Source organism: Kribbella sp. NBC_00482 (assembly GCF_036013725.1).
Taxonomy (GTDB): Bacteria; Actinomycetota; Actinomycetes; order Propionibacteriales; family Kribbellaceae; genus Kribbella.
In genome coordinates this window covers 2341535-2366166 of record NZ_CP107881.1, presented here as the reverse complement: position 1 = coordinate 2366166, position 24632 = coordinate 2341535, and the positions used below count along the sequence as shown (strand labels likewise).

At 68.3% G+C, this 24632-nt stretch carries 24 protein-coding genes; 11 read left to right on the top strand and 13 right to left on the bottom strand.

The annotated features are described in order from the left end of the window. Positions 1–98: 98 nt before the first annotated feature. Complete coding sequence (locus OHB24_RS11910; RefSeq protein ID WP_327639039.1) at positions 99–785, top strand: TetR/AcrR family transcriptional regulator; 687 nt, start codon at positions 99–101, stop codon at positions 783–785. Here OHB24_RS11910 and aat read toward each other — a convergent pair. Continuing rightward, positions 778–1443 (bottom strand): leucyl/phenylalanyl-tRNA--protein transferase, encoded by a 666-nt coding sequence (aat, locus tag OHB24_RS11905; RefSeq protein WP_327639038.1) that lies wholly within the window; start codon positions 1441–1443, stop codon positions 778–780. The two genes, OHB24_RS11910 and aat, sit on opposite strands and share 8 nt — an antisense overlap. A gap of 118 nt (positions 1444–1561) precedes the next feature. On the opposite strand from aat, the gene OHB24_RS11900 reads away from it, so the two are divergent. Further along, on the top strand, positions 1562–2257 hold the full coding sequence (locus OHB24_RS11900; protein ID WP_327639037.1) for an EcsC family protein: 696 nt from the start codon (positions 1562–1564) through the stop codon (positions 2255–2257). On the opposite strand, the gene OHB24_RS11895 is transcribed toward OHB24_RS11900, so the two are convergent. Both OHB24_RS11895 and OHB24_RS11890 read right to left on the bottom strand, forming a co-directional pair. Beyond that, on the bottom strand, positions 2244–3077 hold the full coding sequence (locus tag OHB24_RS11895) for a helix-turn-helix transcriptional regulator (RefSeq protein WP_327639036.1): 834 nt from the start codon (positions 3075–3077) through the stop codon (positions 2244–2246). The genes OHB24_RS11900 and OHB24_RS11895 overlap by 14 nt on opposite strands. A gap of 32 nt (positions 3078–3109) precedes the next feature. Then, on the bottom strand, positions 3110–4036 hold the full coding sequence (locus OHB24_RS11890; RefSeq protein WP_327639035.1) for a hydroxymethylglutaryl-CoA lyase: 927 nt from the start codon (positions 4034–4036) through the stop codon (positions 3110–3112). Positions 4037–4088: 52 nt separating this feature from the next. On the opposite strand from OHB24_RS11890, the gene OHB24_RS11885 reads away from it, so the two are divergent. Continuing rightward, positions 4089–4721 (top strand): GNAT family N-acetyltransferase, encoded by a 633-nt coding sequence (locus OHB24_RS11885; RefSeq protein WP_327639034.1) that lies wholly within the window; start codon positions 4089–4091, stop codon positions 4719–4721. Positions 4722–4799: 78 nt separating this feature from the next. On the opposite strand, the gene OHB24_RS11880 is transcribed toward OHB24_RS11885, so the two are convergent. From OHB24_RS11880 to OHB24_RS11855, 6 genes are all read right to left on the bottom strand, one after another. Continuing rightward, positions 4800–5582 carry a metallophosphoesterase family protein gene (locus OHB24_RS11880; RefSeq protein WP_327639033.1) on the bottom strand — a complete coding sequence of 261 codons (783 nt, stop codon included), beginning with the start codon at positions 5580–5582 and terminating at the stop codon, positions 4800–4802. A 22-nt stretch (positions 5583–5604) separates the two neighbouring features. Then, positions 5605–6927, bottom strand: a complete 1323-nt coding sequence (locus OHB24_RS11875) for a hypothetical protein (protein WP_327639032.1) — start codon at positions 6925–6927, stop codon at positions 5605–5607. An 11-nt stretch (positions 6928–6938) separates the two neighbouring features. Further along, on the bottom strand, positions 6939–7730 hold the full coding sequence (locus tag OHB24_RS11870) for a hypothetical protein (RefSeq protein WP_327639031.1): 792 nt from the start codon (positions 7728–7730) through the stop codon (positions 6939–6941). Between the two features lie 92 nt (positions 7731–7822). Continuing rightward, complete coding sequence (locus tag OHB24_RS11865; RefSeq protein WP_327639030.1) at positions 7823–8632, bottom strand: ABC transporter permease; 810 nt, start codon at positions 8630–8632, stop codon at positions 7823–7825. After that, positions 8625–9431, bottom strand: coding sequence for an ABC transporter permease (locus OHB24_RS11860; protein WP_327639029.1), 807 nt, complete (start codon positions 9429–9431; stop codon positions 8625–8627). Before OHB24_RS11860 ends, OHB24_RS11865 begins: the two co-directional genes overlap by 8 nt. Next, positions 9428–10441: an ABC transporter ATP-binding protein gene (locus OHB24_RS11855; RefSeq protein ID WP_327639028.1), complete on the bottom strand. Its 1014-nt coding sequence runs from the start codon at positions 10439–10441 to the stop codon at positions 9428–9430. Before OHB24_RS11855 ends, OHB24_RS11860 begins: the two co-directional genes overlap by 4 nt. A 196-nt stretch (positions 10442–10637) precedes the next feature. On the opposite strand from OHB24_RS11855, the gene OHB24_RS11850 reads away from it, so the two are divergent. Together OHB24_RS11850 and OHB24_RS11845 are read left to right on the top strand one after the other, a co-directional pair. After that, positions 10638–11189, top strand: coding sequence for a MarR family winged helix-turn-helix transcriptional regulator (locus tag OHB24_RS11850; protein ID WP_327639027.1), 552 nt, complete (start codon positions 10638–10640; stop codon positions 11187–11189). A 205-nt stretch (positions 11190–11394) separates the two neighbouring features. After that, entirely contained in the window at positions 11395–12894 is a 1500-nt protein-coding gene (locus tag OHB24_RS11845) for a molybdopterin-dependent oxidoreductase (protein ID WP_327639026.1), read from the top strand. Here the strand turns inward: OHB24_RS11845 and OHB24_RS11840 are convergent. Further along, positions 12875–13486, bottom strand: coding sequence for a TetR/AcrR family transcriptional regulator (locus tag OHB24_RS11840; RefSeq protein WP_327639025.1), 612 nt, complete (start codon positions 13484–13486; stop codon positions 12875–12877). The two genes, OHB24_RS11845 and OHB24_RS11840, sit on opposite strands and share 20 nt — an antisense overlap. A 56-nt stretch (positions 13487–13542) precedes the next feature. Here OHB24_RS11840 and OHB24_RS11835 point away from each other — a divergent pair, with 56 nt between their 5' ends. Together OHB24_RS11835 and OHB24_RS11830 are read left to right on the top strand one after the other, a co-directional pair. Beyond that, positions 13543–14253 carry a hypothetical protein gene (locus tag OHB24_RS11835; protein WP_327639024.1) on the top strand — a complete coding sequence of 237 codons (711 nt, stop codon included), beginning with the start codon at positions 13543–13545 and terminating at the stop codon, positions 14251–14253. Beyond that, the gene (locus OHB24_RS11830; protein WP_327639023.1) at positions 14250–16313 is read left to right on the top strand and encodes a YhgE/Pip domain-containing protein; all 2064 of its coding nucleotides are present in this window, start codon (positions 14250–14252) and stop codon (positions 16311–16313) included. The genes OHB24_RS11835 and OHB24_RS11830 overlap by 4 nt, the downstream gene beginning before the upstream one ends. Here OHB24_RS11830 and OHB24_RS11825 read toward each other — a convergent pair. The 3 genes from OHB24_RS11825 to OHB24_RS11815 form a co-directional block, all read right to left on the bottom strand. Then, positions 16310–17557, bottom strand: a complete 1248-nt coding sequence (locus tag OHB24_RS11825; protein ID WP_327639022.1) for a hypothetical protein — start codon at positions 17555–17557, stop codon at positions 16310–16312. The genes OHB24_RS11830 and OHB24_RS11825 overlap by 4 nt on opposite strands. Before the next feature lie 70 nt (positions 17558–17627). After that, entirely contained in the window at positions 17628–18527 is a 900-nt protein-coding gene (locus OHB24_RS11820; RefSeq protein ID WP_327639021.1) for an N-acetylglucosamine kinase, read from the bottom strand. A gap of 61 nt (positions 18528–18588) precedes the next feature. Next, entirely contained in the window at positions 18589–19227 is a 639-nt protein-coding gene (locus OHB24_RS11815) for a hypothetical protein (protein ID WP_327639020.1), read from the bottom strand. Between the two features lie 243 nt (positions 19228–19470). Between OHB24_RS11815 and OHB24_RS11810 the strand changes: the two genes are divergently transcribed. Genes OHB24_RS11810 through OHB24_RS11795 form a run of 4 tightly spaced genes read left to right on the top strand, consistent with a single transcriptional unit; the run spans position 19471 to position 24629 of the window. Then, entirely contained in the window at positions 19471–20259 is a 789-nt protein-coding gene (locus OHB24_RS11810; protein WP_327639019.1) for a TIGR03084 family metal-binding protein, read from the top strand. After that, positions 20252–21961, top strand: coding sequence for an acyclic terpene utilization AtuA family protein (locus tag OHB24_RS11805; RefSeq protein ID WP_327639018.1), 1710 nt, complete (start codon positions 20252–20254; stop codon positions 21959–21961). The genes OHB24_RS11810 and OHB24_RS11805 overlap by 8 nt, the downstream gene beginning before the upstream one ends. Continuing rightward, positions 21958–23079, top strand: a complete 1122-nt coding sequence (locus tag OHB24_RS11800; protein ID WP_327639017.1) for an acyl-CoA dehydrogenase family protein — start codon at positions 21958–21960, stop codon at positions 23077–23079. Before OHB24_RS11805 ends, OHB24_RS11800 begins: the two co-directional genes overlap by 4 nt. After that, on the top strand, positions 23076–24629 hold the full coding sequence (locus tag OHB24_RS11795) for an acyl-CoA carboxylase subunit beta (RefSeq protein WP_327639016.1): 1554 nt from the start codon (positions 23076–23078) through the stop codon (positions 24627–24629). The genes OHB24_RS11800 and OHB24_RS11795 overlap by 4 nt, the downstream gene beginning before the upstream one ends. Positions 24630–24632 lie beyond the last annotated feature (3 nt).

The window sequence follows — 24632 nt, the reverse complement described above, 5'->3', positions numbered from 1 at the left end:
TGTTCCGCGAGAGCGGTGCTCTCTGTTGTGATCAGTGAACATCAGATCGCCGCTCACTGTCAAGAGCACTGCTCTCGTTTCTGTGGCACACTGGCTCCATGAACGCCGGACGTACCGCCCGTGAACGCGCCCGGGCCGAGCTGACCGAGGAGATCAAGACCGCTGCCCGGCAGCAGCTGGCCACCGTCGGCGCCGAGGCACTGTCGCTCCGGGCGATCTCCCGCGAACTCGGGATGGTGTCGTCAGCGCTGTACCGGTACTTCGCGAGCCGCGACGAGCTGCTGACCGCGCTCATCATCGACGCGTACGACGCTCTGGGCGCGGCGGCCGAGGCGGCGCCGTCCGGTGGCGATCCGGTGGACGACTGGATCGCGGTCTACGCCGCGGTACGCGATTGGGCGCGGGCCAATCCGCAGGAGTACGCGTTGATCTACGGCTCGCCGATCAGCGGCTACCAGGCACCTCAGACCACGGTGCAGCCAGCGGCCCGGGTGCCGTTGCTGTTGCTGGGGTTGTTGCAGCGCGCCCAGGCGTCCGGGCGACTGGTGACGCCGCCGGACGCACCTCAGCCGTCCGGAGCGCTGGCCCAGCAGACGGAGGTGCTGGTCGCGTTGGCCCCCGACGTACCGCCGGCGGTGCTGGTGCGGACCGTGATCGTGTGGACGCAGTTGTTCGGGATGCTCAGCTTCGAACTGTTCGGTCAGCTGGTCGGGTCGATGGACCCGGCGGACGAGTTCTTCGCATCGGCCTCGCGACAGATGGCGGCGTTCGTCGGGCTCAGCTGAACGCCTTCGGCAGCGGTACCTCGAGCGCCTTCGAGACCCGGCGTACGTAGGTCTCCCGCGGGATCGAGACCGCGCCGAGCGTGGCCAGATGATCGGTGACCCACTGGATGTCGAAGACCCGGTCGGCGGCGTACTCGTCGTTCAGCAGCTCGATCGCGCCGGCGACGGCCGCCTTCGAGCCATCGGTCTTGTGGTGGAACATCGACTCGCCCGCGAACAGTCCGCCGACCGCTACGCCGTACAGCCCGCCGGCCAGCTCGTCGCCGTCCCACGCCTCGACCGAGTGCACCCAGCCGAGCCGGTGCAGTTCGGTGTACGACGCGATGATCTCGGAGTCGATCCACGAACCCGGGCGACGGGGGTCCGCGCACGCGCGAATGACCTGGTCGAACGCGGTGTCGACCCGGATCTCGAACTTCCCGCGAGCCCGCCGCAACGTCCGGGTCGGCCGGTACCCGGCGACCTCGATCACACCGCGGTCGACCGGCGACCACCACAGCACCGAACCGCGATGGTCCGGCATCGGGAACAGCCCCCGCCGGTACGCCGCCAATATCGTCCCCGGCGCCAGGTCGGCGCCGCCCGCGACCACGTCACTCGCCCCGGCCACACCGACCGGCGGGAAGTCCCACTGGGATGGGGAAGGTTCGATCGGCACGACACCATCCTGCACCAGGGCACACCTAGGGTTTGTCCCGAGTGCCGGGGGCCGGGGAGCCACGTACAGTTGAACCACGTCCGGGTTCTACGCGTGGGGCCGGGCGGGAAGGAGCACCGTGGCCGGAGTAGCCAGGTTCGTCGCCAGTAGTCTCGCGCCCGCCGCCCAGCGGTTCGCCCCGACGGCAGCGGGCGGTGTGTTGCGCCAGATCCTCGAGATCGCGATCGACGGGTACCAGCGGTTCCCGGGCGCGGAGCGGATCGCGGACAACAAGCTCGAGCGGTGCGACGGCGACGTGGCGGACGCGATCGAGGCCGTGATCGACCAGCACATCCGGCTCGCCGGCGTACAGGGCTTCGTCACCAGCATCGGCGGTCTCGTCACCCTGCCGGTCGCGCTGCCGGCCAACCTGACCGGTCTCGCGGTCGTCCAGTGCCGGATGGTCGCGGCGATCGCGCACCTGCGCGGGTACGACCTCGCCGATCCGCGGGTCCGTACGGCGGTGATCACCTGCCTACTCGGTGAGGACGGCGTGGCAGCCCGGCTACGGAAGTCGAGCCTGGTCTCGTCTCCGTTGGCGATCGCGACAGCGCCGGTCTTCGACCCCGAGCTGGATCGCCAGATCTCCGGCGAGGTCGTCGCGGAGCTGATCGGGCGGATCAGCGGCAAGCGGATGGCAGTGACCTTCACCCGCCGGATCCCGCTGCTCGGTGGTGCCGTCGGCGCCGGCGTCGACGGCTGGACGACGTACCGCGTCGGTCTGTTCGCGGACAAGAGCCTGGTCCGCCGCATTCCCAGGCCTATCGAGCAGTAGCTTCCCTGCGGGTGAGCTGGAGTTTGGCCCGGGAGTCCTCGTCCGCGGGTGTTTCGACGTACAGGACCAGGTCGGGGTGGGCAGACACGGCCAGCTCGGTGACGGTGAGGCGCAGTTCGCCGGCGATCGGGTTGAGGATCCGGCGAAGGCGCGGCGTACAGGCGGCGACCTCGTGGCGTGACCACAGCTGGGCGAACTCGGGGCAGATCGACTGCAGCCGCTCGAGGTCGGTCTCCCAGTCCGGGTCGCCGACGTGTTCGCCGTACGCCGAGCGCAGGCGGCCGACGAGATACGGGACCTCGGTGTCGTAGTTCAGCAACTGCTCGCGGGCGGCGGGCTCGGTGACGATGCACCAGAGCAGGTTCTTGTGGATGCAGGGCAGCTGGTGCCAGTCGTGGAACAGGTCGTGGTACGCCTGGTTCGCGCGGACGATGTCGAAGCGGGTGTTCGTGATCACCGCAGGCAGCGGGTCGAGCGCCGCCACGATCTCGTCGAACACGGTCCCGCTCGCGCAGTCCGTCGTCCGCGGCAACCGCACCGGCGTCGCCTCCGCCAACCGGTACAGATGTTCGCGCTCGACCGGCGTCAACTGCAGCGTCGTCGCGACCGCGTCCAGCACCTGCCCGCTGGCGTTGATCGGCCGCCCCTGCTCGAGCCACGTGTACCAAGTCACGCCGACACCGGCGAGCAGCGCCAACTCTTCGCGCCGCAACCCCGGCGTACGCCGCCTGCCGCCACTCGGCAAGCCGACATCCTCCGGCGCCACCCGGGCCCTCCGAGCCTTCAAGAACTCGCCAAGCTCAGCTCGCTGCGCACTCACCAAGCCAGGGTGGCAGGCGCCACCGACAGTTTTCAGCCGGCCAGGGCCTGGACCACCCGGCTCGCTGACGGCTTGCCGAGTTGTTCGGCCATCCAGGTGCTGGTGGTGACGAGTTTCTCCAGGTCGACACCGGTGTCGATGCCGAGACCGTTGAGTTGCCAGAGCAGATCCTCGGTGGCGAGGTTGCCGGTCGCGCTCTCGGCGTACGGGCAGCCGCCCAGCCCGCCGGCGGAGCTGTCGACCGTGGTCACGCCGTCGCGCAGCGCGGTGAGCGTGTTGGCGAGCGCCTGCCCGTAGGTGTCGTGGAAATGCACCGCCAGCTTGTCCACACCCACTCCGGCCGCACCGAAGGCGGCGATCAGCCCGTCCACCTGGCCCGGCGTCGCGACACCGATCGTGTCGCCGAGGGAGAGTTCGTGGCAGCCGAGGTCGACCAGCCGCGCGCCGACCTTGACCACCTGGTCGATCGGTACGTCGCCCTCCCACGGGTCGCCGTAACACATCGACACGTACCCACGCACCGACAGCCCCTCGGCGAGCGCACGCTGAATCGTCGGCGTGAACATCGCGAACTGGTCGTCCAGCGTGGAGTTGAGGTTCTTCGCCGCGAACGTCTCGGTCGCGCTCGCGAAGATCGCGATCTCACGGACACCGGCCGCGAGCGCGCGGTCGAGGCCGCGCTCGTTCGGGACCAGGACCGGGGCGCGTACGCCGTCCGGCAGCTCCAGCTGCTCGAGCAGTTCCGCCGCGTCGGCCAGCTGCGGGACCCACTTCGGGTGCACGAAACTCGTCGTCTCGACCGTCGTCAGACCCGCGTCGAGCAGTCGCCGGATGAACTCGGCCTTGACCGCGACGTCGACGATCGCCGACTCGTTCTGCAGCCCGTCACGGGGCCCGACCTCGTAGATCGTGACCCGGTCGGGCAGTCCCTCGGCCTTCACCAGCTGCGGTTCGCGCATCGTGCTGCCTCCTCGTCGAGCCTGGCACGGGGTCTCCGCGACAATGCTCGTGATGACATCTCTTGCTGACATTCTGCGGGGCGTCGAGCGCGGCGTGTTCCCGCCCCCGGATCTCGGGCTCACCGTCGTACCCGCGCCGTCGGAACGGGAGTCGTGCGTGGTCGCGTTCACCGGCCACATCGTGATCGCCGCGGACGTCGATCCGGCCTGGGTCGCGGAGCGGGTCCCGGACGGCGATCCTTTCGCGCCGACGAACCCGCCGTTCCTGGCCGCGCTCGAGGAGTTCACCGGCCGCCACGTCAACGCGATCGACGCCATGCTGCTCGCCCCGGCCCTCACCGACCCGGCGGCTGTTGCCGGCCTGACCGAACTCACCGACCACGACCATCCGCGGGTCGAGCACGCGTTGCGGTACCGCGACGACGTCCGGGTGTACGGCGACGCGCACGGCGGGCTCGTGGTGACCGGTCGTGGCCTCGCCGGGCGGCTGGAGTGTGCGATCGAGGTGCCACCGGACGCCCGCGGTCAAGGGAACGGCCGCCGGCTGGCGGTGGCGGCCCGGGCGTTGATCCCGCCGGACGCCTCGATCTGGGCGCAGATCACACCGGGGAACGCGGCCTCGCTGCGTACCTTCCTGGCGGTCGGCTACAAACCGGTCGGATCCGAGGCCCTGCTGGTCAAGTGACCGGCAGGTGAACGCCCAGCAGATTGTTGCTGACAGCCCCCAATGCACAACTGTGGATAACCCTGGGGACAACTGCGATCAGGCCGTACGCCGGTGGTACCGCGGATCCCGTCCGGCGTAGAAGTTCGTGCGGTAGACGCCACGGATGATCTCGGCCTCGTACCCGTCGAGCTCAGGCATCCCGAGGTCGCGGGCGATCGCCAGCTCGGCGTGCGCGTCGTACGGGACATGGACGAACTGGATCGAGTGCGGCGCCGGATCGGGTGAGTCCATGACCCCTTCGAGGATCACGTACCCGGGCGTGGGATCGCCGAGGCTGTTGCCGGTCGAGCCGGTGTTGAAGAGCGTCCGGCCGCGGTCCTCCTCGTAGAAAGGGTCGTGAATATCGGCGTACCCAACGATCGTCGGCACCGGTCCGTCCCCGGTGGCCGGGGTGTTCTCGAAGAAGCTGTCGTACTGCGCTTCGTCGTGATCGAAAACGATCCGGTGATGAACACTCGTCGACGAGGCGTGGAACAGCCGCACCTGCCGCCCGCTCAGCAGGAAGTCGTGGCAGAACGGCAGGCCGCGCAACCACGCCCACTGGTCCTCGCGGAGCTCGTTCTTCCACCAGCGCAGGCCTTCGCTGTCGTCGGAACGCTCGGGATCGGGCAGGAAGTCGTCCCAATTCCCGAGGATGTTCACCTCACAGGCCTCCCGGCAACGATCCACCACCGCCTGCCCTCGCGGGCCCTTCCCCACGTAGTCGCCGAGATTGAACACCCGCTCGATCCCGCGCCCCGCGATATCCGCGAGCACCGCCTCCAACGCCGTTAGGTTCCCGTGCACATCCGAAATCAACGCAATCCGATCCAGCCCCATGCCGGCCATGCTTCCATCCCGGCTACCAGTTGCCGGAGGGGCCTGTGTCTCCACCGCTCGTGGAACCAACCGGAACCTTGGGGTTCGAGCTTGGCCCGGTCCGCCCACCGGAGCTTCGGCTGTTCGCCCGCCCGCCCCCTGACCGACTGCCGCTGGACCGAGGCATCGACGCCCCGGAACTACCGCCCCCAGCCTCGCCCGCCGAATGCGCCGCCGCCCCGGCAAACGCCCCACCAGCCTTACGCGCCGCAGCCGCAGCAACCCCCGCCGGCCCAAGCGCCGCCCCACCCGCAGCCTTACCACCAGCCAGCGCAGCCCCACTCGCCCCCGAACCCGCGGCTCCGGCGCCACCGCCTGACGACGCCGCGCTGACGCTGCCGCCGCGGGCACCACCGGACGAACCGACGTTGACCGCGCCCGACGCCAGCGCACTCGTGTCAGGGCCGGTGCTGCCCATTCCGGCCGACCCGCCCCCGACGGCCGCAGTCAGCGGCACTGCGAAGCGGAGCAGCGCCGGCATGGCAAGAACGGCGAGCAACATCATCATCAACGCGGTGAGGGACTGCATCAGGCCGGTGCCCTGGCCGAGCATCTTGTCTTCCTTCAGCTTGATCGCGGCCGCGTAGATGAGCGCCGCCGCCGGCTTGTAGGCGATGAAGCCCAGGGTCCAGGCGCAGTACTTCTTGAACCAGGCCTTGCCGACCTCGGTGTTGGTCGCCGCAGCTGCGAGCGGCAGCGTCGAGCCGAGCAGCACCAGCATCGCCGATCGGATCAGCATCAACACGATCTGGATCAGCGAAGCCCAGGCCGCGATCTGGCCGAGGAGGATCAGCATCAGGACCGATGTCATCCCCGCACCACTGCCGTGCTCGGACGGATTCATCAGCATGTTCTTCATCGTCGACGAGAAGGAATCGCCTCCGATGGCGGCGTGGATGACGCTCAAGGAGAACTCGTCCGACCAGGCGATCAGCAGTTGCACCGCGGCTGTCCCGGCCCCGGAGACGACGACGAAGGTCAGCAACGCCTTGAGCAACTCGTGGACCGGCTTCGCTCGCTGCTCCCACGCCATCCGCATGCCGGCGATGACGATCGCGAGAGCGAGGATCGTGAGGGTCAGCTTGAGGGTCTGCCCCTGGACGAACGCGACCGTCTTGCTGTCCGTCCAGGTCTGGCCACCGTCGCTGGAGGTCGCGAGCGAGACCGGGGTCTCCGGCTTGACCCAGAAGGTCGCCAGCGAGTTGAGGATCGTCGAGAAGAAGTCCGTTGAGACCTGATTGGCGTTGGCGATCCAATTGCTGGCGGCGGACTGGACGCCTTCGACGACGTGGCACTTCATGTCCATTGGTGAGCACATCAGATACCACTCCACTTCACGAAGTCGCTCAGGTCGCGGTGCTGGGAGAAGGGGGCTCCTACGGCCTCGCCGGGGGGCGGCGGCTGGAGGCGCCAGTCGCCCTGGTGCCAGACCAGGGTCAGGTTGGCGCTCATGTACACGGACTCGACGGGCATCGCGAGCATGAGGCTCACTCGGTCCGGCCCGGCGTCGATGACCCGGTAGCCGACGACCTGGACCGTCGACATGCCACTCGAAGACTCGTCCGCGCCTGCTTGGCGGAGCAGGCTGTCGGTCGCCGAACCGGGAACCATCAGCTTCTTCACGGTCGGAACGAGCTTGCTCTGGTCGGCGATCGCCGCGATCGCGCTGTACGCCGCGTACACCGCACCAGTCGGCGAATGCGCGAAGCAGTGCCGGAACCCGTCGGAGTCGGTCGTGCCCGGTCCATACACCGAAGATCGCGGTACGACGACTTTCCGGCTGACCTCCCAACCGTCGACGGCCGGCGCCTGGGCGGGAACGGCCTGGTCACCGGCGGGAAGACCGCACGAACCCGTCCGCCGCTCGCTTCCTGAGCTGTTGGTCGGTGCCGGACCACCGTCGGGTGTGGCAGGCGCGGAGGCCGGCTCGTCCGTGGGCTGAACCGAGGCGGCGCCGACCGGCTGCTGGGCCGCGGCGATCGCGTGGGTCGAGCGGCCGCCGCCCGCGAAGATGATGACGATCCCGCAGATCAGGACCGCACCGACGACGATGCAGGCCGCGATGAAACCAGCGCCGTACGGCGACTTCTCGTCCTTGTCCTTGCTCATCCGACTCCCCGATCCGAAGGTTGGCAACCTCACGGATCAAGGCTCGCAAAAATCGCCGGACCGCCGCGGAAGTTATCCACAGGCCCGAAAGTTCAGCTCCCGGGGCTCGTGTATCTCGGCATCATCTTGGTGAAGAAGGTGTAGCCGAGAACGAAGACGACGGTGCCGGCGAGCGGGGAGAGGGTGGTCAGCCAAGCGGGAAGCGGGACGTCGGAGGTGCGGCCGAGGAGGACTGTTGCCGGCAGGAAGGAGATGAACGCCATCGGGAAGATCGTGCAGAAGGCGTAGAAGGTGGCCCGGCCGAACATGGTCAGCGGGTAGCCGGAGAACTGGGTGATCGAGCTGTCGGCGAAGATGCGGAGGGAGAAGGTGGACGTGGCGACGAAGGACAGGCCGCAGAAGAACGTCTGGATGCCGGTTTCGACCAGACCGCCGCCGATGACCGCGAGGATCAGGTAGCCGATCTTCGCCGGAGTCCAGTCGATGGGCGCCTGCCAGCCGAAGACGACGAGCGCGCCGCAGCCGAGCAGCGCGTCGCCGAGCGACATCAGCGGGAACATCCGCGTGACCAGTTGCAGGAACGGGTTCACCGGTCGCAACAGGACCCGGTCGAACTCACCGTCGCGGACCATTTCGTCGGTCAACCGCAACGACCCGAACGGGACGACGTACAACGCGTGCGACGCCAGCCGCATCGCGAACACGAACGCGACCTCGGAGAACCCCCAGCCGCCGATCAGTCCGAACTTCCCGAGAAGTACGCCGAGGAACAGCAACTGCGTGCCCTGGTAGGCGATCCCGCCCATCAGCGTGGTCCAGAAGTTCACCCGGTACTGCAGCTGCGCCCGCAACGCAGCGCGTTCGAGGATGACGTACTGACGGAGCCACGTCTGCTCAGCCACCCTGCACCACCACCCGGTACCGCGCCCGTCTCCAGATCAGTTCGAGGAGGACTGTCAGCAGGACCACCCACACCAGCTGTATGGCGACCAGCGCGAGCGCCTGACCACCACGCGTCTGGCCGAGATAGATCGACACGGGCGTGTACACCTGCGCCTGGAACGGCAGCCACTCGACCGACGCCCGCAACCACCCCGGCATGAACCACAACGGAATCAACGACCCAGAGAGGAACGCGCTCCCGAACCGGTACACGATCAACGGTCCGCCGACCTCGAACGTCCAGAACGTCACCATCGAAACGATCAGGTTGCACAGCATCGCGACCATCACGCCGCCGACCGTCGCCACGAGCGAGAGGAGTCCCGCAGCCCAGCTCGGCGGAAGCGTCAACGCACCGAGGACCGCCGCGGCCGCAAGCCCGATCGCGCCGAGCGGGAGCCGACCGAGCAGTACGCCGAGGTTCTGCCCGAAGACCTGCCAGATCAGGCCCAGCGGCCGGGTCAGGTCGGTCGCGATCTGCCCGTTGCGGATCCGCATCGGCAACGACGAGAACTGCCACGGAAGGAGGACCGATTGGAGACAGGCCGCGATCGCCGCGTACGCCACCGCGGTACGAGCGTCCACGCCGTCGACCGGCCCACGCCCGGAGTACACGATCCGCCAGACCGCGATCGCCAGGACGACCTGGATCACCAACGTCACCGCGCCGGTGATCAGATCGCCTCGGTAGATGAGGACGGACCGCGTGCCGGCACGGGTCATTCCGCGGAACGCCCTGACCTGTTCCGCCGTGCTCACGTCAGCAATCCGTCGTACAGCTGGGAGATCACGTCGGTCAGTCGTGGATCGACGATCGACAACTCGTCGACCTGGTACACCTGCGACGCCCGCGCGATCAGCTCGGGTGTGGTGATCTCCCGCGGGTCGAAACGCAGGACGATGCTGCGGTCCGGGTACGGCACGGTGCCGGCCGCGCTGGTCTCCACCTCGGTGGCGGACGGGATGTCCGCGACCCGGCGGATGCTGCGCTCGGCCAAGGTGAGGACGAGGAAGCGGTACGGCATGAAGCGTTCCTTCAACCGCGACAGGTCGCCGTCGTACAGGACGGTGCCCGAGTCGATCACGATGATGCGCTGGCAGAGCCGCTCGACGTCGTCCATGTCGTGCGTGGTCAGGACCACCGTCGTACCGTCGGATCGGTTGGTTTCGGCGATGAACTCGGTCAGCCGGGCCTTGGCGACCACGTCCAGGCCGACGGTCGGCTCGTCCAGGAAGAGGATCGACGGCTCGTGCAGCATCGCGGCGACGAGATCACCACGCATCCGCTGGCCGAGTGACAGCGAGCGGACCGGGGTGTCCAGGAAGTCGGACAGGTCGAGCAGCTCGGTGAAGAGACCGACGCGCTTGCGGTACGTCGTTCTGTCGAGGTTGTAGAGGTCCGAGAGGACTTCGAACGAGTCGCGGAGCGGGAGGTCGTACCAGAGCTGGGTCCGCTGGCCGAAGACGACGCCGATGTTGCGGGCGTTGCGGGCGCGGTCCCGGGACGGCTCCAGTCCGGCGACCCGGCAGACTCCGGACGTCGGGGTGAGGATCCCGGTCAGCATCTTGATCGTGGTCGACTTGCCGGCGCCGTTCGGGCCGAGGTAGCCGACGAGCTCACCGGGCTCGACCTCGAAGTTCACCCCGTTCACCGCGCGGGTGATGTCGCGTTTGGTGCTGAAGAGCGCCCGTAGGCGCGGCAGCCGCCCCTCCAGCACGGCCGGCCGGCTGAATTCCTTGACCAGATCAGCCGCCTCGATCACCGCCATGCGTACCCTCCCCAGCGAGCGCGAACGGTCATCCTCCCACCGAATCGGCGACACCGCAGTCTGAAATTCACCGTTCTAGACCGGATCTGCCACAAGCCGCCGAGTTACGCTCAGGGTCTTGCAGTTCTGGGTCGATCTGTAGCCGAAAGGTCACCCCGTGTAGCGAAGTGACCTAGTCAGCTAATAGAGTCCGCGCATGACCATCGCGCCTTCGCTTTGCTCGCCCCTAGCGCTCGCCGATGCAGAACCCACCCGCGCTGCCGAACCCTGGGAAAGCAACGTGCTGACGGCGTACGGCCTGCTGCGAGAAGCAGCAGCCGAGCTGGATCACCTGATGCGCCATTCCCTGAAGCGCAGTGGACTGCAAATGGCAATGTTCGAACTGTTGCTGCGGCTGGCCCGCAGCAACGGGGAGAAGCAGCGTCTTACCTCCCTCGCCCGGGAGTTGACCGTCACCACCGGCGGCATCACCCGGCTGGTCGACCGTGCCGAGAATCTCGGACTGGTCCGCCGGGAGCCTTGTCCCGACGACGCCCGCGGCTCGTTCGCGGTCCTGACCGAGGAGGGAAAGCGGCGGCTGCGCGACGCACTGCCGGACCACCTGCTCGAGATCGACAGCCTCTGGATGTCCCAGTTGGCTGACGAGCAGGACGTCGTTCTCGGCAAGCTCCGTCGAGTGCGGGACAACGCCCGCCGCTGGCCGAACGGCCGCCCGGGGCTCGGGCCCATCACACCCGACCGGATCTGACCAACCTCACAACTACACAAGAGCATTACCCGCGACTAACGGATGGGGCGCCCGACTGGTGTCGGGCGCCCCATCGCGCAATGGTTGAGAAGTGAAGCAAGCCTCGCACCAACTGCACCCCGGCAACCCCGGCAACCCCACTGGATCGGGTGGGGTCGGTGATGGGTCGGGGATCGTGGAGTCGCCGCGAGGACCTGCGCGTCAGGTGATCCGTTGGCGCGCGGCGGCCGGCGGTGTACTCGCCGCCCTCGCCGGACTGGCAGTCGGGAGCGTGGCAGCCGGAATCCTCGGCACGCCGCAGACGCCCGTCGTCGCGATCGGGTCCGCGTTCATCGACCGAGTGCCCCCGTGGCTGAAGGACCTGGCCATCTCCTGGTTCGGAACGCACGACAAGACCGCGCTCCGAGCAGGCATCCTGATCGTCGTCGCAGCCCTCGCCGCAGTCGGCGGCATCCTCGCCGTACGACGCTATTGGGCAGGCGCCCTGATCACGATCGCCTTGACGGGCGTCGCCGTCGCCGCAGCCATGACGCGCGCCGACTCGGGCCAGACCGGGTTCCTCCCGTCGGCACTCGCCGGCGTGACCGCCCTCATCATTCTTCGCCTGTTCAGCCGCCGACTCGAACCGCTCCTCGACTTCCCGGACGACGGCGTCAGCCGCCGCGGCTTCCTCCAACTGTCGGCCGGTGTCGCCCTCGGCTCCGCGGCGATCGGCGCGCTGGGCAAGGTCGTCGGCGGGAACCGCGCCGCCGTGGCGGATGCCCGCAGACAGCTCAACCTTCCGCAGCCCCCGACCCTCGCCCCGCCCGCCGGCGTCCAGGCCGACGGCGCCGTACCGTGGGCGACGGCGAACGACGACTTCTACCGCATCGACACCGCGCTCTCGGTGCCGCAGATCGTGCCCGCGGACTGGAAGCTCCGCATTCACGGCATGGTCGACCACCAGCTCGAACTGTCCTTCGACGACCTCCTGAAACGCCAGGTCATCCACAAGTGGGTCACCCTCACCTGTGTGAGCAACGAGGTCGGCGGCGATCTGATCGGGAACGCCTTGTGGTCCGGCGTACTGCTCAAGGACCTGCTCGAGGAGGCCGGTCCCGCGCAGGACGCGGACGCGATCCAGTCGACGTCGAAGGACGGATTCACCGCAGGTACGCCGCTTCCGACGCTGCTCGACGACCGGCAGGCGATGCTCGCGTTCGCGATGAACGGGGAGCCGTTGCCGGTGGAGCACGGGTTCCCGGTGCGCATCGTCGTACCCGGGCTGTACGGCTACGTGTCGGCGACGAAGTGGCTGGTGGACATCGAGGTGACGCGGTTCGACCGGTTCGAGGGGTACTGGACGCCGCGCGGCTGGTCGGCGCTCGGCCCGATCAAGCTGTCGTCGCGGATCGACACTCCAGCGGGGAAGAAGGTCGAACCGGGACGCGTCACCGTCGCGGGCGTGGCCTGGGACCAGCATGTCGGGGTGTCGAAGGTCGAGGTCCGCGTCGATGGGGGCCCTTGGCAACAAGCGACCCTGGCCGCGGATCCGTCGATCGACACCTGGCGGCAGTGGCACTGGGCATGGGACGCGTCGCGCGGCACGCATGTGTTGCAGGTACGAGCGTTCGACGCGAAGGGCAATCCACAGGTCGAGTCCTCGGCGCCCCCCGCTCCGAACGGCTCGACCGGCCTGCACACGGTCAACGTGAAGGTCGGCTGACCGCTTCCAGCACCATCGGCAGGAACGTGTGCTCGAGCGAACCGGCCGGGACCTCCCGGGGCTCAAGCAGGCTCTGTGAGCGCGCGCCTTCATGCAGTGCCATCACCATGCGCACGAACTGCTCCGCCGGCACGGTGAGCTCCAGTCCGCCGGTCTCGGCGATCTGCTCGACCAGCCGGGTCAGGCTCTCGCGGAACATCGCCCGTTGCTCGTTCAGCGCCTTCGCGGCGTCCGGGTCGCGCAGTGCATGCAGCGTGAACTCGGCCGAGATCAGATGCCATTGCCGCTGGTCCGGTGCGGTCTCGTCGAGCAGCCCGAGGACCGCGTCGAGGAGCGAGCCGGGCTGCTCCCCGAGCTCACCAACCAGCGCCTCGATCTGCTCCAGGAGCCGGTCGGTCGTGGCCTGGAACAGGGCGAGGACCAGCTCGTCCTTGGAGCCGAAGTTCGAGTAGAAGGCGCCGCGGGTGAATCCGGCCCGCTCGCAGATGTCCTCCACCGACGCGCCGTGGAACCCGCGCTCGGCGAACACCTCCAGCGCCCCCTCGAGAAGTCGGGCCCGGGTGTTGGAGCGGCGGCGCTTTGGCGGTTCCATACGAGTAGGATACAGTTCTGTATTGAATACACAACCGTATTGAACGGGGATGCAGGATGGAGCTCGAGGCTTCCGGGATCAGTGTGCGTGGTCCGCACGCACCGATGCTGCACGCCACGTCGGTGTCGGTCGCGGACCATCAGGTGGTGCTCCTGACCGGGTATCCGGGCGCGGGGCATGTCGCTGCGGCCCTGGGCCTGTCCGGGCGGCTGAAGCCCGACACCGGGCGAGTCCGGCTCGACGGCAAGACCGACCTGGCTCTGCTGCGACGACGCGTCGCCGTGGTCGACGCACCCGGCATCACCGAGCCGGACGACGCGTTGCCCGTTCAGACGGTGGTGGGCGAGGAACTGGCGATCGCCGGCCGCAAGGCGGGGCGTAAGGCCGTGCTGGAGTGGTTAAACGAGCATGACGCGGCAGAGCACGCCGACACGCGGTTCGAGCACCTGCCGGTCGCCGTACGGACCAGGCTGCTCGCGGAGCTCACTGTGGCGCGTCCCGACGTACAGGTGGTCATTCTGACCATGCCGGATCGGCATGGTGGCGATCCGCATGGCTGGTACGAGCTGGGGCGTGGGCTGGCGGCGCAGGGGTATGGCGTGATCATCACGTGTGCTGACGCGTCTGCGCGGCTGCTGGACGTCAAGGCCGCTCGGATGGGTGAGACAGACCAGCCCGACCCGGTGCAGGTCGCTCCGATCGCTCCAGTCGAGCCAGTTACTCCCATTGACGAAGAACAGAACGAAGAAGAGGAGACAGAGGCGTGACCGCGCTGCGGATGGCCCTGAGTGAGTTGCGGCGCCTGACGGCCGGGCGGCTGCCCAAGCTGGCCGTGGGCGCACTTCTGCTGGTGCCGGTGCTGTACGGCGGCCTGTACCTCTACGCGAACCACGACCCGTACGGGCGACTGAACAAGATCCCGACCGCGGTCGTCGTGGAGGACGAGGGTACGACGCTCGCGACCGGCGAGAAGCTCAACGTCGGACCGCAGGTCGCGGACGAACTGGTGAAGTCGAAGAGCTTCGACTGGCACCAGGTGAACCGGGCGGACGCGACGAAGGGAGTGTCGGACGGGAAGTACGAGTTCGCGCTGGTGCTGCCGAAGTCGTTCTCGTCCGACCTGGCGTCGAGTGCGGACTTCACGCCGCGGCAGGCGGAGCTGGAGCTCCTGACGAACGACGCCAACAACTACATCGCGCACACGATCGCCAACCAGGTCGTGGCGCAGGTGACGAAGACTGTCGCGTCGCAGGTGAGTGAGACCGCGGCGTCGCAGCTGTTGGCCGGCTACAACACCATCCACAAGCAGGTCAGTTCTGCGGCTGCTGGTGCTGCCCAGCTGCAGACCGGGCTGACGTCGGCGGCGACCGGGGTCACGAAGCTGCAGTCCGGTGCCACGCAGCTCAATACCGCGCAGAAGCAGTTGTCAGCAGGTGCGACACAGTTGGCGGCTGGTACTGCGCAGGCGTCGCAGGGTGCGTCGTCGTTGGCGACGGGTGCTGCGAAGCTCGACAACGGTCTGGGGACGCTGAAGGAGAAGACTGCGTCGCTGCCGAGCCAGACGAAGCAGCTGGCGGCCGGCGCGGATCAGGTTGCTGATGGCAACGAGAAGATCGCCAGTACGGGGCGGCAGGTGGCGACCGCGTCCAGCACGTTGGTGAAGGACCTCAAGACGTTCGACGCGCAGCTGGCTGCGCGGTTGAAGCAGCAGGGGCTGAGCCAGCACCAGATCAGGGTGATTCTGCTCGAGACGGCGAAGTTGCGTGCTCCCGTCGTACAGGCGAACACGAAGATCCAGTCGACGTCCAAGCAGCTCAACCAGCTCTCGACCGGCGCGCGGAAGGTGTCGAATGGCGCGTCCGCGTTGGCCAAGGCGACTCCGGCTCTGACGAGTGGAATCGGTACTGCGTCCAGTGGGGCCCATCAGCTCAGCACAGGTGCTGGGCAGCTCAAGACCGGTCTGGGCACGCTGCAGACAGGTGTGCAGAAGCTTGCTGCGGGCGAGAAGCAGGCTGTCACTGGGCAGGGGCAGTTGCTGACCGGTGTCAACAGTCTTGCGACCGGTGTGGGTCAGCTGAAGACCGGAGCGACGCAGCTGAACACCGGGCTGCAGAGCGGCGTGAAGCAGATCCCGAACCCGACCGCCGACCAGCGCAAGGCGGTCGCCGAGACACTGGGTGCACCCGTCACGCTGCAGAACGTCTCGCAGGCCACGGCTGACAGCTACGGCGCCGGTCTGGCCCCGTTCTTCCTCAGCCTGGCGTGCTGGATCGGGGCGTACGTCCTGTTCCTGCTGGTCCGTCCGCTGTCACCGCGCGCGCTTGCCGCACTGCAGTCGCCGTTCCGGGTCGCGCTCGGCGGTTGGTTGCCTCCGGCGCTGTTCGGCGCGATCCAGGCCACGCTCGTCTTCGTCGCCGTCACCCTGGGCCTCGGCATCCACGCCGCCCACCCGTGGCTGACCGTCGGCTTCCTGATCCTGACGTCGTTCACCTTTGTCGCGATCCTGCACGCTCTGTCGGCATGGTTCGGCGCCGTGGGCAAGTTCCTCGGCCTGGTGCTGATGGTCGTCCAGCTGGTCAGCGCGGGCGGCACGTTCCCGTGGCAGACCATCCCCGAGCCCCTGTACTTCTTCCACCACGCCCTCCCGATGAGCTACGCCATCGACGGCGTCCGCCACCTCATGTACGGCGGCCCCGGCACCTCCCTCGGCCGAGACCTCCTCGCCCTGGCAGCCTGGTTCGCAGTCGCCCTGGCCGCCTCCACCCTCGCCGCCCGCAAACAACGAGTCTGGCCGGCCAAGAAGCTCCAGCCCGAGCTGGTCCTCTAGCTGTTGACGAAGGTGGCGGTTTGGGTGAGGAGGGTGTTCGTGGTGGGTTGGTCAAAGAAGGTTATGAGGGCTTCGTAGGTGCCGGCTTCGGCGGCGGAGGGGTCTACTACGTAGCCGTAGTAGCCGTCGGTGTAGCCGATGACGCGGGTGATCGGGTGCGTGCTGTCGGACTGGAGGCAAGCGCCGTGGACGGCGAAGAGTTCTACCGGGAGGTTGATCCAGCAGACGTCGCCCATCGTCACGGTGCTGACTGGGAGGTCCAGGGCCGGTGGGAGCTTGGCGGCGGACATCAGAGCCTGGCCGCGGGCACCCTCCAGGAGGGTTTGGGAGATGCGGCCTGAGGGTCCGCCAGCGGGCTCGGCGTTGACGCGGCTCTCCACGGCGGAGACGAGTTTCTCGGACTCGTCGACGGGTGGGACGGACCGCACCGGCAGGGTCAGAGTCGTACGACGGATGGTCGGCGCGGACTGAGGTAGCTCCAGGCCAGGGGTGGCTAGCGCCTCACGGACTCGTGAAGCCAGCAGACCGCCCAGCCGGGCGACCTCAGCGGGACCGCGGCCCTGGCGAGTGAAGCGAGGGCTGACGTCACCCGCAGCCCCCTGCAGGAAGCCGACCACAGCGGGAGCGAGAGCAGCACGCGCGGCTCCCGGCCAGTCGGCGGAGTACTGCAGGTTCTCCGGACCGTACGTCGTCGGGTGGCACGCGAAGTCCAGCAGCACCGCCTCGAGGGAGCCGTTCACCCCGTGCAGCGCGAGGATTCCGGCGGTGTTGTCGTGCGGGCCGTTCTTGCGGTGCCGGTTCGTACCGACGCCGATGACCTCGATCGAGTGCCAGCTCGCCGTCACCGGCTGCCGCTCGAGCGCAGTCGCCCGTACGGCATCGACCAGCGAGTCGACCAGCGGTCGTTCCCGCTCGGCCGGAATGACGGGATGAATCTCGCCGGTCCATCCGGACGGCCCGGAGTGGGTGTGCGACGCGGACACCACGACATGCGACGGCGGGATGCCGGCGGCGGCGCCGGCGGCCGCCGCGAGCTCCGATGAGAGCGCGCTCCCGACCGCGATCGCGTCCAGCGTGAGCCACAGCACGCCCGGATCGTCCTCGGTGGACAACCAGATCAGGGTGGCGCGGAGCGGGTCCGCCGCGCCGGTCGAGAGCCCGGCGCGGGCGGCGTACCCGTCGAGCCGATGGCCGGGTGGCGGCGTGACGTCGAGGGACGTCGCGGCCAGGAGGAGTTCGTTCACGTGAAGTCTCCAGCTGTCGTACCCGCACTGATCGGACGATGCATGGTCAAGATAACGGCCTACACCGTAATTATCGAGGTCGCGCTCGACGGTGCGTGATGATCAGATCGGCATACGTTCCGGCTGGTCCAGTGGCGAGGCGTTCCGCGCCGTCGAGCGAGTTGCCCGCCGCCGGCGTCAGCTTGGCCCGCGACGGCAGCGCGTCGCGGACAGGAGTCAGCAACTGCTCACCGGCACCGTCGAAGAGGCCGCCGACACACGCGACCGGGACGGGCCCCTCACCGGCCAGTTGGTCGACTGCGGCGCCGATCGTCTCGGCGATGTCGCCGGCCGCCTGAACCAGGAGCTCGAGCGCGACCGGATCGCCTTCGGCCGCACACCGCAGTACTTCGGGTGCGAAGCGGGCCACGTCGTCGACCAGCGTGGACGACCGGTACAGCGCAACGGGATCGAGCGCCGTGTCCGCGAGCTTCGTCACCGGACCACGGCCGTCCCGAGCACGCTGTACGGCGACCAGTCCGGCGCGGCCGATCGCAAAGGCACTACCGGCGTCGCCGAACAGATACCCGTGCCCGTCGAGCTTGCGCCACGTGCCGTCGCGATCCACTGCGAGACACACGAGCCCAGTGCCCGCGGCAACAACGACGCCGTACCCGTCCGGCAACGCGCCGGCGTGCGCCGTGACCATGTCCTGGGAGAGACGTACTTCGTCGGCGTTCAGCACCTCACCGACCTCAGCCGCGAACCGTTCCGCGGCGCCGTGCGCCTGGGGGTAGCCGGTGAGGCCGAGAGCAACGACGTCGACCGGACCGGTCAGCTCGGCCTCGGACGCGGCAGCGCGAATCGCGTCGAGAAGGTTGGAGACGGCGTCCGGTCCGTGCGTGTAGCCCGGGCCGTTGCCGGTACGTCGGGACGGGAGGACACGGAGACGGAGAGCCGACTGGCCGCCGTCGATGGCGATGCGGGTCATTGAGTGGTCCCGGGTGGATAGTCCTGACAATGTTGAAAGGCAGCGTACCCACAGGCTCCGGTTAGCGGGGAAGGGCTGCCTCTAGGTCAGTCAGCAGCACGTTCAGCGGGACCCCGGTCAGCTGGATGCTCGGCTGCATCCAGTCGTTGAGGATCGGATCCTCCGTGGCCAGGTGGTCCGAGAACTCGGTCTGGCTCAGTTCGAAGACATGGGCCGGGTTCCCGGTGAGGTCGACGACGGTCTGCATCAGCCGGCCGACCTGGTCCTCCCACAGCACGTCCTCGAACTCGTGCTGGTCCGGACGGATCAGCAGCAGGTCGACGTCGCTGTCGAGATCACCGTCGCCGCGCGCGACCGCGCCGTACACGCTCGTGTGCACCGGTGGGATCCGCCAGCCGCTGATCTCGTCGGCGAGGCGGGCGACCAACGTACTGCGGAGGTTCGCGAGCTGCTCGACGATCGGTGCGACGAGGTGCTTGCGGTTGAGGCGATAGAGCAACGAGTTGCCCAGGTCGTCGACGTGCACCAGCCCGGTCGCCGCGAGCCGCTGGAGTACGAGCCGCACGCCCGCGACGCTGCCGGAGCCGGCGAGCTTGTGGATCTGCCGCCCCGACAGGCCGTCCTCGGCCTGGGCCAGCACCTGCAACACCGGCCCGTCCAACGACGGCACAACCGTGCTGATCGGGCTGTTCAGATCCATGACTCGACCCTAGTGATCACCCGACTACGCCAGTAATCACCGTGACAAGTCAGCTACCCGGCCCGCTGCCCGCCGCCGGCGCGAACCGCCGCGCAGGCGTAAGTCCGCAAACCGCCGGTCTCAGCGGCCGATCGGGCAGTTCTGCCTGCGTGGCGGTCCGCTTCGCCAAAAACAAGCACGCTTGATTCTTTTTCTCACCCGTGGGACGCTCGGCTCCACGAGTGCCTCGCGAGGGAGTGCAGCGTGCAACTGGACGAAGTGCTGGCGGACCTGTGGGCCGAGAGTGCGGAGCTGGATCGGCTGGTCGGTGGGTTGGCCGCTGGGGAGTGGTCGACGCCGACGCCGGCCGAGGGCTGGACGATCGCACACCAGATCGCCCACCTGGCCTGGACCGACGAGGCCACGCAGCTGGCCGCGACCGATCCCGAGGCGTTCAAGGAGTCTTTGCAGACAGCGGCCGGGAGTCCGACGACGTACGTCGACGACGGTGCCGAGGAGACTGCCGCACTGCCGCCGGACCAGTTGCTGACGTACTGGCGGGAGACCCGGGCCGAGGTCGCCGAGGCGCTGAAGAAGGTGCCGGCCGGCGAGAAGGTGCTGTGGTACGGACCGCCGATGAGCCCGACGTCGATGGCGACCGCGCGACTGATGGAGACCTGGGCGCACGGGCAGGACGTGTTCGACGCCCTCGGCGTACAGCGACAGCCGAGCAACCGGCTGCGGCACGTCGCCCACCTCGCGGTCCGCACGCGCGACTTCGCGTACCTGCTCAACAACCGCAAGCCGCCCACCGAACCGTTCCGCGTCGAGCTCACCGGACCGGACGGCGATGCATGGACCTGGGGTCCGGAGGATGCCGCGCAGGGGGTGAGTGCGCCGGCACTCGACTTCTGTCTGCTCGCGACGCAACGCCGGCATCGGGACGACCTGGCCGTGCGGGCCGAGGGAGCCGACGCCGAGGAGTGGATGGGGATCATCCAGGCGTTCGCCGGTCTGCCCGGGAAGGGTCGTCAGGCAGGACAACATGACTGAGCCGATCCGCATCGGTAACGCGTCCGGCTTCTACGGGGACCGGTTCAGCGCGGTGCAGGAGATGCTGACCGGCGGGCCGCTCGACGTGCTGACCGGGGACTACCTGGCCGAGCTGACGATGCTGATCCTCGGTCGCGATCGTCTGAAGGACCCGGCGCTGGGCTACGCGCGGACGTTCCTCAAGCAACTGGAGACCGGGCTCGGTGAGGCGCTCGATCGCGGCGTGAAGATCGTCAGCAACGCCGGCGGACTCAACCCGTCCGGCCTCGCTCAGGCGATCACGGAGCTCGCCGAGAAGCTCGGACTGCATCCCAAGATCGCGTACGTCGAGGGCGACGATCTGCTCGGCCGCGCAAAGGAGCTCGAGCTGGGCGAGCCGCTGACGGCGAACGCTTATCTCGGCGCGTGGGGAATAGCAGAGGCCTTGCAGGCAGGCGCGGATGTGGTGGTGACCGGTCGCGTCACGGACGCCTCGGTGATCGTCGGGCCGGCCGCGGCACATCACGGCTGGAAGCGGACGCAGTACGACGAACTCGCCGGAGCCGTCGTCGCCGGGCATGTGATCGAGTGCGGTTGCCAGGCGACCGGCGGGAACTACGCGTTCTTCACCGAGATCCGGGACTTCGGGCGTCCCGGGTTCCCGATCGCGGAGATCCACGCGGACGGCAGCAGCGTGATCACCAAGCACGACAAGACCGGCGGCGCGGTCACAATCGACACGGTCAAGGCGCAGCTGCTGTACGAGATCGCCGGCGCCCGGTACGCCGGTCCGGACGTCACCACGCGCCTCGATTCGATCGAGCTGGACGAGGACGGTCCGGACCGCGTCAAGATCTCCGGCGTCCGCGGTGAAGCCCCGCCGCCGACGTACAAGGTCTCGCTGAACAGCGTCGGCGGCTTCCGCAACGAGGTCGACTTCGTGCTCACCGGGCTGCAGCTGGAACAGAAGGCCGAACTGGTGCAACGACAGCTCGAGCAGGCATTGCCTTCAAAGCCGGCTGAGCTCCGCTGGACCCTGGCCTGGACCGAGAAGCCGAACGCCGAGTCCGAGGAGGAGGCGAGCGTCTTCCTCCGATGCGCGGTGAAGGATCCGGATCCGAAGGTCGTCGGCCGCGCGTTCAGCAACGCGGCGGTCGAGCTGGCGCTCGCGAGCTACCCCGGATTCCACGTCACCGCGCCGCCCGGCGACGGTTCGCCGTACGGCGTCTTCCGCGCTGGGTACGTCGACATCCACGAGGTGGAGCACGTCGTCGTGCTGCCGGACGGCTCACGGCACACGATCGAACCAGCGGCGCAGACCCGATCGCTGCAGCCCGTCGATGACATCGAGGCGCCGATGCCGCTGCTGCAGCTCTCGAGCGGACCGCCGCGGACCCGCGAGGTCCCACTCGGCCGGATCGCGGGCGCACGCTCGGGCGACAAGGGCGGCGACGCGAACGTCGGTGTGTGGGCCCGCGACGAGAAGACGTGGCGCTGGCTCGCGCACACCCTCACGGTCGAGCTCTTCAACACCCTCCTCCCGGAGACGCAGCCGCTGATCGTCACGCGGTACCTGCTGCCGAACCTGTGGGCGATGAACTTCGTCGTCGAGGGTCTACTGGGCGAGGGCGTCGCGGCGCAGGCACGGTTCGATCCGCAGGCGAAGGCTCTTGGCGAGTGGCTGCGGTCGCGGTACGTCGACGTACCGGAGGTCCTGTTGTGAGTGGCTTCCGGGAGTCGGTACGGCGGTTCATGGCGGCTGAGGTGTTGCCGCATCTGGATCAGTGGGAGCGGGACGGCGAACTGCCGCGGGAGCTGCACAAGAAGGCCGGCGCGCTGGGTTTGCTGGGCGTCGGGTTTCCTGAGGCGGTCGGCGGTGGCGGCGGGTCGTTGCTCGACGCGCTCGGTGCGGTCGAGGAAATGCACTACGCGGGCGGCTCCGGCGGCCTGGTCGCGTCGCTGCTGACCTGCGGCATCGCCCTTCCGCACATCGTTGCTGGGGGCAATGAACAGCACATCGAGCGGTGGGTTCGCCCGACGCTGGACGGTGAGTTGATCGGCGCACTGGCGATCACGGAGCCTGGCGGTGGGTCCGATGTGGCGTCGATTCGTACAACGGCGCGTCGCGAGGGTGACGTATTTGTCGTCAACGGCGCGAAGACCTACATCACGTCAGGTTGTCGCGCGGACTTCGTGACGACGGCTGTTCGTACCGGTGAGGCTGGGGCGCACGGGATCAGCTTGCTGGTGATCGAGCGCGGTACGCCGGGGTTCGCGGTGTCGCGGAAGCTGGAGAAGATGGGGTGGCTCTGCTCGGACACGGCTGAGCTGGCGTTCACGGACGTTCGCGTACCAGCCGAGAATCTGGTGGGCGCTCAGGACTCTGGTTTCGTACAGCTCGCGGTGAATTTCGTGGCCGAGCGGCTGACGTTGGCGGTGCAGGCGTACGCCGGTGCGCAGCGGGCGCTCGACCTGACCGTCGAGTGGTGCCGTCAGCGGGACACGTTCGGCAGGCCGTTGATTTCGCGGCAGGCGGTGCAGCACACGTTGACCGAGATGGCTCGGCGGATCTCCGTGGCGCGGGTCTATGTGCACGAGGTGGCGCGGCGGGCCGAGGCGGGCGAGGACGTGATCGCCGAGACGTGCTTCGCCAAGAACACCGCGGTCGAGGCCGGGCAGTGGGTCTGCGACCAGGCGCTGCAGTTGCACGGCGGTCTCGGGTACATGCGGGAAGCCGAGGTGGAGCGCCAGTACCGCGACCAGAAGATCCTCGCCATCGGTGGCGGCACCACCGAGATCCTGACCGGCCTTGCCTCCAAGCGACTGGGGTTCACTACATGAGTAACCGTTCGGCGATGGTGGAGAAGCTGGCCGCGCTCGAGTCTGAACACGCCAAGGCGCTCGCGGGTGGTGGTCCGAAGTACGTCGAGCGGCACCACAAACGCGGCAAGCTGCTGGTGCGGGAGCGGATCGAGCTGCTGCTCGACCCGGACTCGTACTTCCTCGAACTGTCGCCGCTGGCCGGCTGGGGTTCGGACTTCACCGTCGGCGCCAGCCTGGTGACGGGGATCGGCGTGGTCGAGGGCGTCGAGTGTCTGATCACCGCGAACGACCCCACGGTCAAGGGCGGTGCGAGCAACCCGTGGACCTTGAAGAAGGCGTTGCGGGCCGATGAGATCGCCCGTGCGAACCGGTTGCCGGTGATCAGCCTGGTCGAGTCCGGCGGCGCGGACCTGCCGACGCAGAAGGAGATCTTCATCCCCGGCGGGGCCATGTTCCGGAACCTGACCCGATTGTCGGCCGAAGGGATCCCGACGATCGCGCTGGTGTTCGGCAACTCGACCGCGGGCGGTGCGTACATCCCCGGTATGAGCGACTACGTGGTGATGGTCGACGGCGGCGCAAAGGTGTTCCTGGCCGGGCCGCCGCTGGTGAAGATGGCGACCGGCGAGGACGCGGACGACGAGTCGCTCGGCGGCGCGTCGATGCACGCCCGGAAGTCCGGTCTGGCCGACTACTTCGCGGTGGACGAGCCGGACGCGATCCGGCTCGGGCGGCAGATCGTGTCGCGGCTGAACTGGCGTAAACAGGGCCCGGCCCCCAAGCCGTCGTACGACGAACCACTGCTTGACGCGGACGACCTGCTCGACATCGTGCCGGGTGATTTGAAGATCCCGTTCGATCCGCGGGACGTGGTCGCTCGCGTCGTGGACGGGTCGGTGTTCGACGAGTTCAAGCCGCTGTACGGGTCGTCGCTGGCGACCGGGTGGGCGTCGGTGCACGGGTACCCGGTGGGGATACTCGCGAACGCGCGCGGGGTGCTGTTCAGCGAGGAGTCGCAGAAGGCGGCGCAGTTCATCCAGCTGGCGAATCGGGCGAACACGCCGCTGATCTTCCTGCACAACACGACCGGGTACATGGTCGGGCAGGAGTACGAGCAGGGCGGGATCATCAAGCACGGCGCGCAGATGATCAACGCGGTCTCGAACTCTCGCGTGCCACACCTCTCGATCCTGATGGGGGCGTCGTACGGCGCGGGGCACTACGGGATGTGCGGGCGGGCGTTCGATCCGCGGTTCCTGTTCGCGTGGCCGTCGGCGAAGTCGGCGGTGATGGGTCCGCAGCAGTTGGCCGGCGTACTGTCGATCGTCGCGCGGGCGGCCGCCGACGCGAAGGGGCAACCGTACGACGAGCAGGCCGACCAGCAGATGCGGGCGTACGTCGAGGGGCAGATCGAGGCGGAATCGCTGCCGATGTTCCTGTCCGGCCGGCTGTACGACGACGGCGTGATCGATCCCCGCGACACCCGGACCGTCCTCGGCATCTGCCTGTCCGCCATCCACTCCGCCCCCGTCGAAGGTACGTCGTCCTTCGGCGTCTTCAGGATGTGACTC

Coding starts and splice junctions, on each gene's coding strand:
- OHB24_RS11835 (WP_327639024.1), top strand. CDS start 13,543: ATGGAGCTCGAGGCTTCCGGGATCAGTGTGCGTGGTCCGCACGCACCG.
- OHB24_RS11815 (WP_327639020.1), bottom strand. CDS start 19,227: ATGGATCTGAACAGCCCGATCAGCACGGTTGTGCCGTCGTTGGACGGG.
- OHB24_RS11840 (WP_327639025.1), bottom strand. CDS start 13,486: ATGGAACCGCCAAAGCGCCGCCGCTCCAACACCCGGGCCCGACTTCTC.
- OHB24_RS11805 (WP_327639018.1), top strand. CDS start 20,252: ATGACTGAGCCGATCCGCATCGGTAACGCGTCCGGCTTCTACGGGGAC.
- OHB24_RS11890 (WP_327639035.1), bottom strand. CDS start 4,036: ATGCGCGAACCGCAGCTGGTGAAGGCCGAGGGACTGCCCGACCGGGTC.
- OHB24_RS11870 (WP_327639031.1), bottom strand. CDS start 7,730: ATGAGCAAGGACAAGGACGAGAAGTCGCCGTACGGCGCTGGTTTCATC.
- OHB24_RS11885 (WP_327639034.1), top strand. CDS start 4,089: ATGACATCTCTTGCTGACATTCTGCGGGGCGTCGAGCGCGGCGTGTTC.
- OHB24_RS11820 (WP_327639021.1), bottom strand. CDS start 18,527: ATGACCCGCATCGCCATCGACGGCGGCCAGTCGGCTCTCCGTCTCCGT.
- OHB24_RS11875 (WP_327639032.1), bottom strand. CDS start 6,927: ATGGACATGAAGTGCCACGTCGTCGAAGGCGTCCAGTCCGCCGCCAGC.
- OHB24_RS11855 (WP_327639028.1), bottom strand. CDS start 10,441: ATGGCGGTGATCGAGGCGGCTGATCTGGTCAAGGAATTCAGCCGGCCG.
- OHB24_RS11880 (WP_327639033.1), bottom strand. CDS start 5,582: ATGGGGCTGGATCGGATTGCGTTGATTTCGGATGTGCACGGGAACCTA.
- OHB24_RS11910 (WP_327639039.1), top strand. CDS start 99: ATGAACGCCGGACGTACCGCCCGTGAACGCGCCCGGGCCGAGCTGACC.
- OHB24_RS11850 (WP_327639027.1), top strand. CDS start 10,638: ATGACCATCGCGCCTTCGCTTTGCTCGCCCCTAGCGCTCGCCGATGCA.
- OHB24_RS11795 (WP_327639016.1), top strand. CDS start 23,076: ATGAGTAACCGTTCGGCGATGGTGGAGAAGCTGGCCGCGCTCGAGTCT.